The sequence below is a fragment of the Candidatus Methylomirabilota bacterium genome (assembly GCA_028870115.1).
Taxonomy (GTDB): domain Bacteria; phylum Methylomirabilota; class Methylomirabilia; order Methylomirabilales; family Methylomirabilaceae; genus Methylomirabilis.
In genome coordinates, this window is the sequence record JAGWQH010000042.1 from 35368 (window position 1) to 50100 (window position 14733).

The following is a 14733-nucleotide window of genomic DNA, read 5'->3' on the forward strand; positions in this document are numbered from 1 at the left end:
CTTAACCCTTAGCTTTCAGCTTGTTGCGGAGGCGCCATCTCCAGGATACGACGCACGATACGGCTTGTGGAACAGCCCTCCATCAACGGGATCGTGACAACCTGCCCGCCACGCCTCTCTACCGTCTGCCGACCGACGACCTCTTCCTTGGCCCAGTCGGCGCCCTTAACCAACAGATCGGGCTCAAGCGCTGCAATGATGCGGCTCGGGTCCGCTTCCTCGAAGATCACGACGTAGTCGACCGAGGCCAGAGCCGAGAGTAACTCTGCCCGCTCATCCTGTAAGAGCACAGGTCGGGACGGACCCTTGAGAAGTCGGACGGACGCATCACTGTTCAAACCGACGATCAGCAGGTCGCCCAGCGCCCGCGCCTGCTGCAACAAGCGGGTATGTCCTCGGTGGAGTAGATCGAAACAGCCATTCGTAAACACTACCCGCTTGCCCAGCGCCCGGCGCTGCCTGACGATGACACACAGCTCTTCTAGGGTTCGGAGCTTTCCGACATCGACCGTCATTCCGCCTTCTCAACCTTCCCTGGTACAAGAGAGAGTGATCCATGCAGAATGGCCTGTTCGATCAGCCGTCTCCCTTTTTCAGCATACGGAGTGGAGGTGATCAGCCGGATCTCCCCAAGCGGGCCGAACGTAATCCCTTGAAATCCACCGACTCGCATAGAACGGAGCCAGCATGGGACCCCGTGGCGCTCTAGATGCAGGCGGAGCAGTTCCGCCTGCATCTCATCATACGTCACATAAATCATCCGTTCAGACATCCGTAGCCTATCGTAAACTGGTGGCCGTTCGACCTGCCTGTACCGGAGTCACGGCAGACAGGTCGAACGGCATAAAGCAGGGCGGTTTCCCGGAAGAGGAAGTGATTATTGCAGAACGAAATGAGCCCTCCGATTCCATTTCCAGGCCGACTCGTCGTGGCCTTGAGCGAAGGGCCGCTCCTTCCCATAGCTGATGACCGTGATCCTCTTGGCGCTGATCCCGGCAGCTACGAGGTAGTTCTTTATCGACGCTGCGCGTCGCTGGCCGAGCCCTTGGTTGTACTCTACGGTTCCGCGTTCATCGCAGTGGCCCTCGATGATAATCGAGGCCGTCGGATTCGCCTTCAACCATAGAACGTTCTCGGCGAGGCTCTTTTTCATGTCCGCCCGAATCGATGATCGGTCAAAGTCGAAGAAAATGTCCTGCAGAGGCGATGCCTTTTCTTCTGCTGCTCCTGCCGCCTGAGCGGTCTCCGGCTGTGGCGTCACCGGAGGCGGGACTACTTCAGCCGCCTTTTCTTCTGCTGCTGCTCCTACCGGCGGAGCAGCTTCAGCCTCTGGGGCGGCAGCCATTTTTTCCCTCAGCGCGACAAAAGCGGCCTGACACTTACCACGTATGCGGGCGTCAGGATCGGCCAATGGATAGAACTCAGTGGCCTCATGGGTAAACCAATCCAGGCAGGCTTCTGCCGCAGCGTATTCCTTGGGCGCGCGCATCTCGGCGCCCGCGGCCTTTGTTTCGGCGAGGGCGGTCCTCATACTCTCATACTCTGGGCGATAGGAAGCGGTGGTCGCACACCCTGCAATCGTCAGAGCCACCGATCCAGCGACAAGCGCAAGTCGGATTACCCGGCCCCTCTTCGGACTCCCGTTCATCTTCGAGATCCCTCCCTTTGAGGCGCTGTCAGCTTATAGCTGCCAGCTCATTTTCCGTGCTGCGCGATCGTCTTGGCTTGCTCTGCGGCCTTCCTGGCGATCTCAGCCGTCGTCTCCGCCGCCGCGAAGTCGCGGTCCGACAGCTCATCCTCAGCCAGGAGGATATACTCCCTCGCTTTCGCCATCGGGTACCGAGCTGCACCAACGTTCGCCGCACCCGCGGCCTGAGCCTCGGCCATGGCCGCTTTGGCTGCCCTCACCGCAGCAGGCGCCGTCCGCTCCCCGGTAACCCAATCGTAGGATTCCGGCCTGAGATGCACTCTTGAGCAGCCCCAGAGTAGCGCCCCCACACTGATCAGGGCGAGTGTGAGGAGCTGTCGAGCAGCCCCACCGCTGGTTCTCATCGCGTCCCTCCTGTACAATCAACTGATAGTTAACAGCTTTCCCTTAGAGACCAGACTCCTGCCCGCCGATTCATCTTACTCGCTGAATTTATCACACTCTGTTGTCTCTCGTCAAAGGCGACCCTCGCCTCTTCGATCGGTGGGGCTAGCGAACGGTATACTGCTCAAGATGTTGATGGGCGCGGACGTGGCGGGCCGGAGGGAGGTGGGTGAGAAGCGCCGCAAAAGCCAGGGCAGCGATGACAAGGATCCACTCCAGCCGCATGAACTGGCGCAGGCGACGGCGAATCGCCGATGCCTGGTCGCTCCCTGTCCCTACGAGCCACGCGCTGCCCAGCCGCCCGATCATTTTTACCAGTAGTCGGTTACGCGCTTCAACAGGGGCTCGCAGGAGCGGTAAGAGGTAATACCGGTTTACGGCAGCCAGCGCTAATGCCAGCCCCACCAGAAAGAGTTTTGCAAGTAGGGTCAACCCATAGGAGGTCGCGACAAGGAGTTGCAGCGACCCCACCTGCAACCACGCGTTAAAGAGCCCTGCTACGAACAGGGTGAACACGCAGTAGGCTGCCATCCTCGAGAAAGGGCGGCCGATCGCTGTGAGTCCACGCGCCACCTCGTCCGTGCCAGAGGGAACGGCAACGTGCTGGAGCACGAATCCGAACGTAAAGAGGCCGCCGATCCAGATGCCGACCGCAACCAAGTGAATCCAGTCGATGAGGACAGGCATCGTCAGGTCTCCCCATTCCCCGGCCTGTCCCGACAGGCTTGTTGTCAACGCGATAATCGCGGCCGCAGCAAGAGGGAGCACAATGGCCCGTTGGCGCTGCGGCGCAGTCGTCTGCCCCAGCCCCCATACAAGGCCCAGGAGCCCAACAAACCCGAGTCGGATGAGCCAGACGACGCCAAAGTGGGTCTGTAGAAGCACGACCGGGAGGGTGACGTGTAGCTCGGCAAGGCGCCCGCCGCTCATCATCTGCGTTCTCAGGATAAGTTCGCCGATACTCGTCAGCGCCACAAGTATGATCGAACTCAGCTCCAGTCGCCGAAGCGGCTGCTCAACCGTCCCAAATCCTTCAGGCGGGAGCACAACTGATCGAACAACGAGCAAGCGAAACGCCAGCGTGCCAATCAGCATCGAGAGGCCGATGAAGCTGAGCCAGCGGACAAAGAGCTGCGGAGGCGTAGCGGGGACGCTGGTGGCCAGAGGCCGCTCGGACAGGCCGGGACCGATGGTGAACGAAAGATCGCCTTCGGTGCGGTGACTGTCGTGAGCGACAACGTTCCACAAGATATGGTATTGCCCTGAGGGCAGGGGCGGAAGAGACGCCTCCAGGACGGTGTGGTCGGCAGGATTCACCCCTCCGTCCCCCTTGTCAACCTGCTGATAGCGAGCATCGACCACCTTGATCGTACTGAAGACGGGCTCCAGCGCTCCATCAAACCACAGTCTCGCGCGCGGGAGCGGCGTCTGGGGCGTCCACCCTACCTGCGGCTCCGAGTGATCGGGGAAAGCGTGGCCCCACGCGGAGGCGGCCGTAAAGAGCAGCAGGCCGGCTGTCAGCAGGGCGGGCCATTGTAATAATCTGTTCATCCCAGTACTCTCTACACGTCCGGCGTACCGATGGGCATGAGAGCAGGTGGGGGGACCTTCTGCAATGTCATTGCACGGTTCGCTCTGAGTTCACTGTCGGAACATCCGAAGACGGTGCACCCGGCCGAAACGGATCGCCACGCTCCAGAGCCAACTGGTGCCGGAAGATCTCCTCCCGCTCCCAGCCGAACTGCATGAACAGGGTCGGCACCACGATCATGTTCAGGAGGGTTGAGGTGAAGAGGCCTCCCAGGATAACCTGGGCCAGTGGCCGCTCCAGCTCTTTCCCGGTCGCCTCGCCGAACAACAGAGGGAGCAAGCCCAACGCGGCCGCGGCCGCCGTCATCAGGACCGGCGCCAGCCGGTCCTTCGACCCCTGGATAATGGCTTCCTCCTTCGAGACGCCTTCAGCCCGAAGCCGCCGGTAGTGGCTGACCAGGATGATCCCGTTTCGAGATGCGATTCCAAATACACTGATAAACCCGATCAGCGAGGGGACGCTCGTCACCATCCCCGTAACCAGGATGGCCGCCACGCCACCGATCAGGGCCAAGGGGAGATTGGCCATGACAAGGAGGGCAGCGCGGGTCGAGTTGAAGGCTTTGTACAGCATCAGGAAAATCCCGATCACCGCAAGCCCGCCATACACCATCAGGATCCTCGTCGCCTCCCGCTCACTTTCAAACTGCCCGCCATACTCGATGAAGTAGCCGGCGGGAAGCTGCACCTCCCTGGCGATCCTGTCTTGGACCTCACGGATCACGCTGATAAGGTCCCGGTCCGCCACGTTCGCCTGAACAACGATCCGCCGCTGCAACCGCTCCCGATTGATCATAAAGGGGCTGTTCACGATCCGAAGGTCAGCCACCAGCCGAAGCGGGATCTTTCGCCCTTGTGGCGCATCGATCAAGAGGTTTCGCATGGAGACGCGGTCCTTGCGGGAGGTCTCGTCAAACCAGACAAACAGGTCAAACGCTCGCTGCCCTTCAACAACCCGAGAGACCGATCGTCCGCCGAAGGCCACTTCGGTCGTCTCAAGGATGTCGCCCACGTCCAGGCCGAGACGGGAGGCCTCTTCCCGATCGACCGTGATCCGCATCCCTGGAACATTAATGAGGGGCTCGAGCAGCAGATCCGTGACCCCATTGATGTCCCTCATGATCTGTTCGACCTGCTGCCCTTTCGCGCGGAGCACGGCCAGGTCTGGTCCGTAGAGCTTGATGGCAATCTGGGCCCGGATGCCCGAGAGGACCTCGTCCAGCCGGTGGGAGATGAACTGACCAAGCACGGTGGCGACACCGGGGACCTTTTCCAGATGCTCGCGGATGGCACGGAGTAGCAGTTCCGGATCGCGCGCGCTGTATCGAATCGCGATATCGAATTCACTCACGTTCGGCGGGAGCGCCTCCTCATCCAGTTCCGCCCGACCCGCCCGCTGGGAGACGGAGATGACCTCGGGATGCTGCTTCAAGATCCCGACAATCCGCTCCCCCACCCGCATCGACTCCGCAAGCGAGACCCCCGGTAGCATCGTCATCTGCAGGATGAAGTTGCCTTCGCGGAACTCGGGGAGGAAGGAGCGGCCGAAGAACGGGGCCACAGCCAGGCTGGCGGCTATCAGGACTATGCAGGCGGCCATCACCCACCGGGGGCGGCGCAACGCTCGGCGCAGGAGCGCTTCATAGGCCCGCTTTATGCCTCTGACCGTCAGGCTCTCCTGTTCCGGTTGGGCTTTCCCACCACGGATCAGCAGCATGGCGGCCAAGGCCGGGACCAACGTCACCGCGACCAGGAGAGAGGCGAGGATCGCGAAGGTGTACGCGAACCCAAGCGGCGTAAAGATCCGCCCCTCCACCCCGCCAAGCAGAAAGATCGGCATGAAGACGATCAGGACGATCCAGGTGGCGTGGACCACGGCATGCCGGATCTCTACCGACGCCTCGTAAATCACCTTCAGGGGGGGATCGGGACGGGCCTTCTCTGACTCTCGTCTGAGCCGGCGGATGATATTCTCGACGTCCACGATCGCGTCGTCCACGACCTCGCCGATGGCAATGGCCAGTCCCCCCAGGGTCATAGCGTTAATACCGATCCCGAACACCTTGAGCAGCAGCACACCGAAGATCAGTGAGGTCGGCAGCGCCGTCAAGGTAATGAGCGACGCCCGGACATTGAAGAGAAAGAAGATGACGACGATGCTGACGACCACCACCCCTTCCAGGATAGCCTGGCGCAGGTTGGAAATCGAGGACTCGATAAAGCTCGCCTGGCGGAAGACCTGCGTATTCAGCTCGACTCCCGGCGGCAGCGTTTTGCGGATCTCCTTCAGCGTCTGTTCCACCTGATACGTGACCGTCAAGGTATCCGCCCCAAACAGCTTCGAGACCGTTCCGATCACGGCAGGCCTACCCTCCCACGATGCGTCTCCCCGCTTGAACTCCGGACCGAAGCGGACCGTCGCCACCTGATCCAACCGGATCGGCGTCCCGCCTCGCTCTGCCACCTTGGTCTGTTGGAGTTCCTGGAGCGACGAGATCCGACCGGCCCCGGTGATCACGTACTCCTGGCCGGGCGTTACCAGAAAGCCTCCAGGCATACTGACGTTCGCCTTCCTGACAGCATCAAGGATCTCCTTGACGGTCAGGCCGTATTGAAACAGTTTGTCCGAAGACAGCAGCACCTGATACTGCTTCACCTCGCCGCCGATGGAGACCACTGACGCCACGCCGGGGATCGCCAGCAGCCGATTGCGGATCTCCCAGTCTGAGATCGTCCGAAGCTCCATCAGGGAGACGCGGTCGCTTGTGAGCGCATATTTGACAAGCCAGCCCACCGCTGACGTGATCGGAAGCATCACAGGACTCTTGGTTCCCGCTGGAAGTCGATCCTGGACCACCTGAAGGCGTTCGCTCACGAGTTGGCGGGCCGCATAGATGTTGGTCCCCCACTTGAAGACCACAACAACGCTTGACAGCCCGGCGGTTGATTTCGACCGGATCACCTCCACCCCAGGCGTTCCATTAATAGCGGACTCAATCGGGACGGTAATGAGGAATTCGACGTCCTGGGGCGGCAGGCTGGGCGCCTCGGTCTGAATGACGACCTGAGGTGGGGCAAACTCGGGGAAGACATCGACCGTGATCCGGCGTAGCGTGAATACACCCACAATCAGCAGGACCACGAAGGCGACCACCACGAGGACGCGATTTGTCAGTGACCGTTCGATGATCCAGGCAAACATCTCACGCTCCGCACATCAATGTGTGTGCCCGCCAAGGGCCGATCCGCCGCCTTGGGCCGTAAGCCACTTCGTGTAGAGCTGGCGGCTGCCGTCCGTGACAACCCGATCCCCTGCTGTGAGACCTCGCGTAACCTCAGCGAAGCGGTCATTCCGGGTTCCCAATCCGAGGTCTGCGCGGAGATACACGCCGCCGCGTTCGACAAAGGTGAACTCCGATCCTTCAGCACTGATAAGAGCCTCAACCGGGATAGTGAGGCTTCTGCGCTTCTCGCCGACAATGACGTAGACTTGAGTAAAGAGATCCTGTTTCAGTAACCCCCGGCGATTGATGACCTCTGCCCACACCGGAATGGTCCGCTTTATCGGGTTGACCGTCGGACTGATAAAGCTGATCTTCCCCTCGAACACCTCATCCGGATACGCAGCGACAACCACCCGGACCTTCTGTCCGAGCTTCAGCATCGGCAGGATGTCCTCGAAGGCCTCCCCCTCGACAATCATGATCGAGGCGTCAATAATCCTCATCAACGCCACGTTGGGCTCAATCGCTTGGCCAATCACGACGTTGCGTTCGACGATCGTCCCACCAATGGGAGCCGGCAAATGCAGCGTGGCGACCGTCTGCTCCTCACGAATCCGCGTGATCGCCTGCTGAGGCAGGCCGAGAAAGTTCAGTTGGCGCGTCAGGCTCTCGATCTCATTCAGGGTCTCCCGATGTCGGTTCTCGAGGGCCAGCAGTTCCTTCCGGGCCACAATTTCCCGTTCAACGAGTTGTCGCACTCGCTCCAGATCCAGCTTCGTCAGCGCCAACCTGTTCTCCGCCTGAATCAGGCTTAACTCCAGCCGTTCCAGCTCCACACTTTTGATGTCCAACAGATCATCGCCGCGCCTGACCCAGGCGCCAAGCGACGCATGAACACTGAGCACGATGCCCGGTACGCGGCTGGTCACCTGCGCTAACCGATCGGGATGCGGCTTGACAATCCCATTCAGCTTGCGGACATCCTCAACCGGCCGAAGCTGGACAACCTCGGTCCTGAGGCCGATGTTCTCGCGCTCTTCCGGAGTCAGTCGGACGCCGATTGGCGCCTCGCCGGGGCCGACCGTCTCCCGACGCTCTTCGTCGTGCGGCGCATGGTCATGCCGATGTTCTTCCGAACCAGGAGGGTGTGCTACCTTACCCGTCTCGTGCGACGCCGGCGCGGTCTCCTGCTTACCGCAGCCTCCCGCCGCAACGGCGATTGCCAGTAATGTCGCACTCACGAGTTGCTTTACTTGCACCATTGACTACTCACCAACAATGAGATGAAGGAATTTGGGAGGTCGATCCCCTCGCCGGGTAATCGCACGGGCAGAAACACGAATCAGCACGGTCGAGGAGATGCCTATAATGCGAGAACGCGGGCGGGGCAATTAAACCTGGTAGACCACGTATAGTATATGCAGCTTGTTAGAAAAGGAAGGCAAGACGGATCGGGACCCAGTCAGCAAGGCGCTACTCAGTTCACGGTGTCTGACGGCCCAGAACCGTTCACAGAGAGCTGTTGACGGAGAAAAACTGTGGAGGCTGAGACCGGCCTTTGCGTCGGCGCCCGTTTCTTGGCCGGTTATTGCCGCATGAAACAGGTGCGCATCGCAAATGGCGGGTGAGGATGAGCCATGATCGAAGTCAGGCGAGTTAACGCGGTGGTACGCAACAGTGCTGGCCTGGTGGAATAGGCAAAATGGATAGACCCACAACAGGCAGATAGCCGCGATGAGAGCTACGGTCGGAGCTGTCGATCCAGATCCCCGTCCCATTGAGTCATCCCTTTCGCTGTCGAGGACAACTCAATTCTATCACGACCCGTTTACGCTTTCAATCCAATATGTTCAAAGTCGTGCTGGGCCTGAGCGACTCAGTTTTCGAGCGCAGTGTTTCAGACATCCCCTTATGGCTCTTTCGAATCTTGTGTGGGTGGAAAAGGTCGTCATGCCGGCGAAAGCCGGCATCCAGTGATGTAGAACTTGATTGTGGAACTCGTGTGAGAATCTGGATTCCGGCGTACGCCGGAATGACGGACAGCAATTAACCCACGTACAATCTGGAAGCCATCCCCTTGATAATCCGTTCGTGCTGAGCCTGTCCAAGTACGATACGGCGTTTACAGGACAGACCTTTTTGTTACACCTTCATGAATTGATTACCATGGCCGACCAGACCGCGGGGTCGAATGACGACTTTGTGCTCCGGATCGCGTACCACGCGGCCGATCTGCAACGCTTCCCGGCCGTGATGTTTCACGATTTCCACAAAAGGCTCTGCATCCTCCTCAGCGACAACGACACAAAACCCGATCCCCATGTTGAAGACCTGAAACATCTCGTGATCGGGGATACCGCCTGATTGCTGAATCAGGGAAAATATCGGAGGGATCGGCGGGAGTTGGTCGATCTCATATCCGACCGCGTGAGATGCGGTGTCCAGTCGCAGGAGGTTCAGCAACCCGTCGCTCGTGATATGGGCGAGTCCTTTGATGGCCAGCGGTCGCTCTAGCGCTTCAACCACCTCCGGCACGTAGATGATAGTCGGCTCCAGCAACTCTTCCCCAAGCGTCCGCCCAAGCGCCTCGAACTTCGTGTCCACGGTATACTTGTTCTGCGCGAACAGGACCTGTCGGGCCAGCGTCAGACCATTACTATGGATCCCGCTGCTTCGAATCCCGATAATGACATCGCCGGGAGTCACCGACTTTCCAACGATTATCTTGTCGAGCGGAACATGCCCGACACACATCCCGACCAGATCGCATCCCCACCCCTCACGCTCGGACGCAAGCATCTCCCTGACCTGGGCGATCTCTCCACCGCAGATGGCCACCCCTGCGCGACGCGCCCCTTCCTTCAACCCTTGCATGAGCTGATCGATGAGGTCCGGGTTCGCGTGTTGCACCGCGATATAATCCAGAAATGCTGTCGGGCGCGCGCCTACACAGAGCACATCGTTCACATTCATGGCCATGCAGTCGATCCCGACCGTGTCGTACTTCTGCATCATCTGCGCAACCATGAGCTTCGTGCCTACCCCGTCGGTAGAGAGGGCCAGACCTATCCCGTGACCGATGTCGATGACGTTGGCAAAAAAGCCGATCGGCAGAACCGGCTTCCCGACCCCTCGCACGAAGGCAAACGTCTGGCTCACCGTCTCGATCACACGGGACAGCACCTGCTCTTCCCGCTCGACATCGACGCCGGCACCACGATAGCTCGCTGCGTCCTCTGGATACTTCTGCATTTCCTCTGTCCCCTTCTGACGTCGCTGCATTAACCTCAGAATATGTCGGAACGCCGGACAGCGGCACCACGAACCGACCAAGCGTCAGCCAACAGTAAGAGATTCGCCGGAGCGCGTCAAGCAGGATCGTAGGTTATCCGCCAAGGCTCAAAGAATCTCCTCAGGAATGTCTCGAACCTCTTCTTCTGTGGGGGCAAGCAGGCGGGCCAACTTCCTATCTCGACCAGTCCGCTCAGCAAGTTGAAAGGTGATCGCTTTTTCTTCCTCCGTCATCAAGCGGATGAGGTTCACCGCATCGTCGGCGTCTTTGAATCCTGTAGCCTGTAGTTTCATGGCGACAAGATGCGGTTTAGTCAGCACGGGGATGGAGACACCCGGAAGATGCTCAGCCCGCTCGATGGCCTCCAGCTCCCATGTATATCGCGCAATCAGCAGGTCCATCCGCGGATATTCGCCCCTGCGATCCTCAAGAAAGATGATATCGTGCTTAAAGGGCTCCTCCGGAACCTTGCTCCCTTGAATCAGCTCCGCGCGAAATCGCTCCGGAAGGTGTTGCGTCAACACGGCGAAGAACGCATCAGTCCCGGACGTTCGAATCACGTCCGAGTACAGGCAGAAGTCTGCGTCAAGAGTGGTCCGCTCGATTCCATGCAGGATGACGGCATAGCCGCCGACCACGGCCATGTCAACCTTAACGGGCAGAGCGCTGATAATGCCGCGGATTGTCTCGAAGGTATCTTTGATAGATTTCATAGACCGAGACCCCCTCCGCATCGGCTTTGAGGGCAAAGATGCTGGAGATCAGGCGATGCATGGCCTCCGCCCGTTCGAGGGGCGGTAGTCGAAGAAACCTTGCGCGCTCCTCGGCTTTTTTGCTGTCCAGGATGGAAGGCATGTGCATACTGTACCACACTTCCCGCCGCTATCACCAAAAGCAAAGCCTTCTCCGCATGGAGGCCACAGCAGGCCCGTAGTGCCGGCGGCTTAACATTATGGCGCTCGTAAGACTGCTAATGGCGGAAACGATAGCCCCCGACTCTCCACTTGCCCACCCCCTTTGAGAGAGGCGCGTATGCACCAATCCTGCATTTCTACGGTGTGGCGCGAGGTCGGCTTGCGCCTGGGAGCGCGAAGGAGTATGATCCATCGGACAAGATCTGAAACGGCTCTTCTCTTAGCCGAAGAAGGGAACGATGATGCGTTACTTCAAGGTGATCGTGGAGAAACATCCGGAGGGCTATGTCGCCTATCCCATGGGGCTCAAAGGGGTAGTGATCGGCGAAGGCGAGACCTACGAGGATGCCTTGGAGGATGTGCGATCGGCCATCCGCTTCCACATCCAGACCTTTGGACCGGAGGCGCTGGAAGCCGAGTCCCCCATCCTGGACGCCTTCATTGCGGAAGCCACAGTCACGGTCTGATGCCCAACTTTCCGGTGGAGGCCCAGAAAACAAGAGCCATCAAGCCCCTGGAGCGGCTGGGCTTCCAGGTGGTCCGAGAGGGGCCGCATCTGGCGATGGTGCGCAAGAACCCGGATGGGACGCAAACATCCCTCACCATACCTAATCACTCCGACATCAGAGGCTCGACCCTCCGCACCATCTGCATCCAAGCGAGTATCGCCCAAGACGAATTCCTCAAGGCCTACGAAGAGACATGCGTCGGGACTTGATGAATCCGCGAATGCGCGGTGAGCTTTATAGCACCACTATTCCCGCGCCCTGACTCTCCCCGTTTCAGTCCGATGTGCCCCCGCCTATCCTGTGTAATAAACGCTCCACCGAAGTGCGTCAGGTTCTTGGCCAGAGCAAAACACATGCCCTTAACCGCACTATATCAAGGTGAAAGAAGATTCTCACGTTGGAATGATCTTTCGGCCTATTGATTCGCCTGTCTGCCAATTGTCTGAGTCGAGATCAAATTGAAGGAGAAGTCAATTCCATTGGAAACCTTAACGCAATGCTCAGCCGCGCGTAGCGCTTCGGTCTCATGAGCGAAAGTTAGGCTCAACAATTCAGAATGTCCCTTTTTCTTTTTTCAACCCAGCAGTTGGGTGGAAGCGCGCCAAAAGAGAAACCCGGTCCCAAACGGGGGACCGGGTTTCTCTGGCTTGTCAGCCGGAGACTACAATAGGCCAAGAGCTAATTCGCTTACTCCTTCCCGCCGAGCTGGTCGGGAGCGACTGGCAGTTCAACACAGGGGGCCTGTGGTGCTCCCCCGCCATAACCGTAATTGTTTGCGGCAGCCCAACTAGGGTTATTGAACTGGATGTCGAACACGTAGTAGCCGTTCGACGCCGGGTAGTTGAGGCTCTCGTTTTGGAAGATACCGCGGAAATGTCTGCTAATGCTTCGATATGATCTTGTCGCCCGGTTGTGCGATGGCCTGCTCACCTGCCAGTAGCGCACCTATGCGCCGAATGTTATTAAATACATAAGTGCCGCTCGTGTACGAATAGGTGCGCAAGTCCTTCGGCGGCTTGGGTCCAGTCGCATACGCACTGTCAAACTTGTTCTCATTAAAATACATTTTCCAGTCGAACTGGCTGTTGTCGTACGTTCCGCGTGCGCGAATGTGCCCCTCTTTTAGGAGTTGCAAAGAATCACTAGAGTCGAAGGTATTGACAAATGTGTTATCGCGGATGACCGCGCCGCCCACCGAATAGATGAACCACTCCACGCCCGTGTCGGATCCGTTGAAGCTGATCGAAGGCCAATAGTTCGAGTTGGCGAACTTATTTTTCTTGATCACCCGGCCCTTTACCGGTCCAGAAAAGCCGGCTCCATTCGCGATGTCTATGCTGACTCCGTCCTGGAAGTTGTTGCCCTCGATACGATAGCTCCGCAAGTGCGAGCTATTGTTGATCGTATCAAAACTGAAGTCGTTTATGTAGACGCTCCCCCCGATATCAGAGATGTCGCAGTCACTAAGAGTGAAATCGTCGCCGATGACCTCGATCGTCTTGTTCTGGCCGTGAAGGTTCACGCCGATCCCCAGCCCGCTGATTGTGACCCCGTCGCCCTCGACGAAGATGCCGCTGGGACCGAAGTCGCTGGTCGAATTGGTCGTGATGAAGGCCTTGACCTCGCGGTAGTTATCAATACGCTCGCCATCCGTATCGACGCCGCGAATCGTAATCCCGCTCCTGTTCAAGCCGATGAAGAGCCCGAACTGATAGGTGCCTCCGATTGATGCGAGCGTGCGACCGCTGGCGGTTTCCGTGTAGTTGCCAGGGTAAACGTCGATGGTGTTACCAGGGCTCGCCGCGTCGATAGCAGCCTGGATGGTTGTTTTGCAACCATGCGCGCCAAGAGGCTCCGCACACTGCGCGCCAGCGTGTTCATCCTCTGCGTATGCCAGACCGAATGCACTGGTGCTAAGGAAAAGCATTGTAAGAATGACTGTGAGTTCCCTCGACGTTTTCAGGAAAGCTCTCATAATGATTGTCTCCTTGTTGTTGAGAAGATAGAAAATCGCTTTTGTCTATTCGACTGGAGAACAGAAACCGCACGTGATAAATGAGCCTATTCTCACGTGATATTACCTGTGTTGCCGTCTATCGCATTAACCCAGCTGCCAGCGTAAGGGTTAAAATCTTTTGCTTTTTGATCCTAACACCTCGTTTCATCATCCCATAGAGCATCTCCTCCTTCTGGGCCTGCTTCGTCAGAAAAGAACGTAAGGCTCGCGAAGAACCCACACAAACCCGCCGAGCCGGAGAATTCGCTTGAACAGGTTGTTTTCCGGCTGTTTTCGGGCCTGACAATATGGCGGTGGTCGCTTAGCGTCAATACGCCTTTTGGCGGATATGATCTGTCCTCGCAAAACAGGAGAGGCGATGTTCCTTGCCTCGTCTCTTTGAATCGCCATTACCGCCTTTCCCGGCATCCCTCGGTTGTTGATAGCCATAACGTCGCTGGCGCCAAGTCGCAAAGCCTCAAAAACAATCCCTTCATCGCAATCCGTCGGTAGAACTATGGCAAGGTCTTCAGATAACTGAGCCCGAACCTACTTATCCTTTTGCGCAACAACTAATCGTACCCGGTCTCGATCCACGGTCCATGGCTCCAACGATCCCAACAGGAGCCGGTACAGTTCAGTATCGCGCATGATGACCCTCCTTGTTTGAGATTGAGGAAGGTATCTATGCCAGGACATTTACTCACGACAAGACAAGCGGAAGAACCACAAGTCAACCTGGATAGGAGAATTAGCACAACTCTGACGCAATTGCTCGCGGCCGCGCGTGAGTTGGGCAACAGCGGCCACTATAACTTGGCGATTTTAGAGAGGAAGGGATGGTGGGCAGGGGCGGAATCGAACCGTCGACACCAGGATTTTGAGACCGACCAAGCCTATCTCCGCAACCTCGCGTCAACAGTGGAGTCACTGAACATTGACGCGGGGAGGGGTAGAACATACCGTAGCGACCAAGGCAGACAAAATACGCTGTTTTCGGAGACTGAACTGGCACCAAAGGTGCCGCCAGATTTGTCGACGAATGCCGCAGATACCCCGCTTGACACGTCATCTCCTCGGGCCTATAGTTATATAGGTCATATAACAGTCACACGG

General features: G+C 58.2%; 11 protein-coding genes and 1 pseudogene. 2 read left to right on the top strand and 10 right to left on the bottom strand.

Features of this window, described 5'->3' with window-relative positions; all coding sequences use genetic code 11:
• Nucleotides 1–8: 8 nt before the first annotated feature.
• From rfaE2 to KGL31_04730, 9 genes and pseudogenes are all read right to left on the bottom strand, one after another.
• Nucleotides 9–515 (bottom strand): D-glycero-beta-D-manno-heptose 1-phosphate adenylyltransferase, encoded by a 507-nt coding sequence (rfaE2, locus tag KGL31_04690; GenBank protein MDE2321200.1) that lies wholly within the window; start codon nt 513–515, stop codon nt 9–11.
• Nucleotides 512–772 carry a hypothetical protein gene (locus KGL31_04695; GenBank protein ID MDE2321201.1) on the bottom strand — a complete coding sequence of 87 codons (261 nt, stop codon included), beginning with the start codon at nt 770–772 and terminating at the stop codon, nt 512–514. Before KGL31_04695 ends, rfaE2 begins: the two co-directional genes overlap by 4 nt.
• A gap of 105 nt (nt 773–877) precedes the next feature.
• Complete coding sequence (gene pal / locus KGL31_04700) at nt 878–1648, bottom strand: peptidoglycan-associated lipoprotein Pal (GenBank protein MDE2321202.1); 771 nt, start codon at nt 1646–1648, stop codon at nt 878–880.
• A 47-nt stretch (nt 1649–1695) separates the two neighbouring features.
• The gene (locus tag KGL31_04705) at nt 1696–2052 is read right to left on the bottom strand and encodes a hypothetical protein (protein ID MDE2321203.1); all 357 of its coding nucleotides are present in this window, start codon (nt 2050–2052) and stop codon (nt 1696–1698) included.
• Nucleotides 2053–2197: 145 nt separating this feature from the next.
• Nucleotides 2198–3643, bottom strand: a complete 1446-nt coding sequence (locus tag KGL31_04710) for a CopD family protein (protein MDE2321204.1) — start codon at nt 3641–3643, stop codon at nt 2198–2200.
• Nucleotides 3644–3812: 169 nt separating this feature from the next.
• Nucleotides 3813–6884: pseudogene (locus KGL31_04715) on the bottom strand (efflux RND transporter permease subunit).
• A 15-nt stretch (nt 6885–6899) separates the two neighbouring features.
• Nucleotides 6900–8168, bottom strand: a complete 1269-nt coding sequence (locus KGL31_04720) for an efflux RND transporter periplasmic adaptor subunit (GenBank protein ID MDE2321205.1) — start codon at nt 8166–8168, stop codon at nt 6900–6902.
• Nucleotides 8169–9048: 880 nt separating this feature from the next.
• Nucleotides 9049–10158: a phosphoribosylformylglycinamidine cyclo-ligase gene (purM, locus tag KGL31_04725; protein ID MDE2321206.1), complete on the bottom strand. Its 1110-nt coding sequence runs from the start codon at nt 10156–10158 to the stop codon at nt 9049–9051.
• Nucleotides 10159–10305: 147 nt separating this feature from the next.
• Nucleotides 10306–10911, bottom strand: a complete 606-nt coding sequence (locus tag KGL31_04730; protein ID MDE2321207.1) for a hypothetical protein — start codon at nt 10909–10911, stop codon at nt 10306–10308.
• A gap of 443 nt (nt 10912–11354) precedes the next feature.
• On the opposite strand from KGL31_04730, the gene KGL31_04735 reads away from it, so the two are divergent.
• Nucleotides 11355–11579 (top strand): type II toxin-antitoxin system HicB family antitoxin, encoded by a 225-nt coding sequence (locus KGL31_04735; protein MDE2321208.1) that lies wholly within the window; start codon nt 11355–11357, stop codon nt 11577–11579.
• Nucleotides 11579–11830, top strand: coding sequence for a type II toxin-antitoxin system HicA family toxin (locus tag KGL31_04740; protein MDE2321209.1), 252 nt, complete (start codon nt 11579–11581; stop codon nt 11828–11830). Before KGL31_04735 ends, KGL31_04740 begins: the two co-directional genes overlap by 1 nt.
• Nucleotides 11831–12501: 671 nt before the next feature.
• On the opposite strand, the gene KGL31_04745 is transcribed toward KGL31_04740, so the two are convergent.
• A complete protein-coding gene (locus KGL31_04745) occupies nt 12502–13596 on the bottom strand; it encodes a hypothetical protein (GenBank protein MDE2321210.1) in 1095 nt (364 codons plus the stop codon).
• Between the last annotated feature and the right edge of the window lie 1137 nt (nt 13597–14733).

Coding starts and splice junctions, on each gene's coding strand:
- purM (MDE2321206.1), bottom strand. CDS start 10,158: ATGCAGAAGTATCCAGAGGACGCAGCGAGCTATCGTGGTGCCGGCGTC.
- rfaE2 (MDE2321200.1), bottom strand. CDS start 515: ATGACGGTCGATGTCGGAAAGCTCCGAACCCTAGAAGAGCTGTGTGTC.
- KGL31_04730 (MDE2321207.1), bottom strand. CDS start 10,911: ATGAAATCTATCAAAGATACCTTCGAGACAATCCGCGGCATTATCAGC.
- KGL31_04745 (MDE2321210.1), bottom strand. CDS start 13,596: ATGAGAGCTTTCCTGAAAACGTCGAGGGAACTCACAGTCATTCTTACA.
- KGL31_04705 (MDE2321203.1), bottom strand. CDS start 2,052: ATGAGAACCAGCGGTGGGGCTGCTCGACAGCTCCTCACACTCGCCCTG.
- KGL31_04735 (MDE2321208.1), top strand. CDS start 11,355: ATGCGTTACTTCAAGGTGATCGTGGAGAAACATCCGGAGGGCTATGTC.
- KGL31_04695 (MDE2321201.1), bottom strand. CDS start 772: ATGTCTGAACGGATGATTTATGTGACGTATGATGAGATGCAGGCGGAA.
- KGL31_04720 (MDE2321205.1), bottom strand. CDS start 8,168: ATGGTGCAAGTAAAGCAACTCGTGAGTGCGACATTACTGGCAATCGCC.
- KGL31_04740 (MDE2321209.1), top strand. CDS start 11,579: ATGCCCAACTTTCCGGTGGAGGCCCAGAAAACAAGAGCCATCAAGCCC.
- KGL31_04710 (MDE2321204.1), bottom strand. CDS start 3,643: ATGAACAGATTATTACAATGGCCCGCCCTGCTGACAGCCGGCCTGCTG.
- pal (MDE2321202.1), bottom strand. CDS start 1,648: ATGAACGGGAGTCCGAAGAGGGGCCGGGTAATCCGACTTGCGCTTGTC.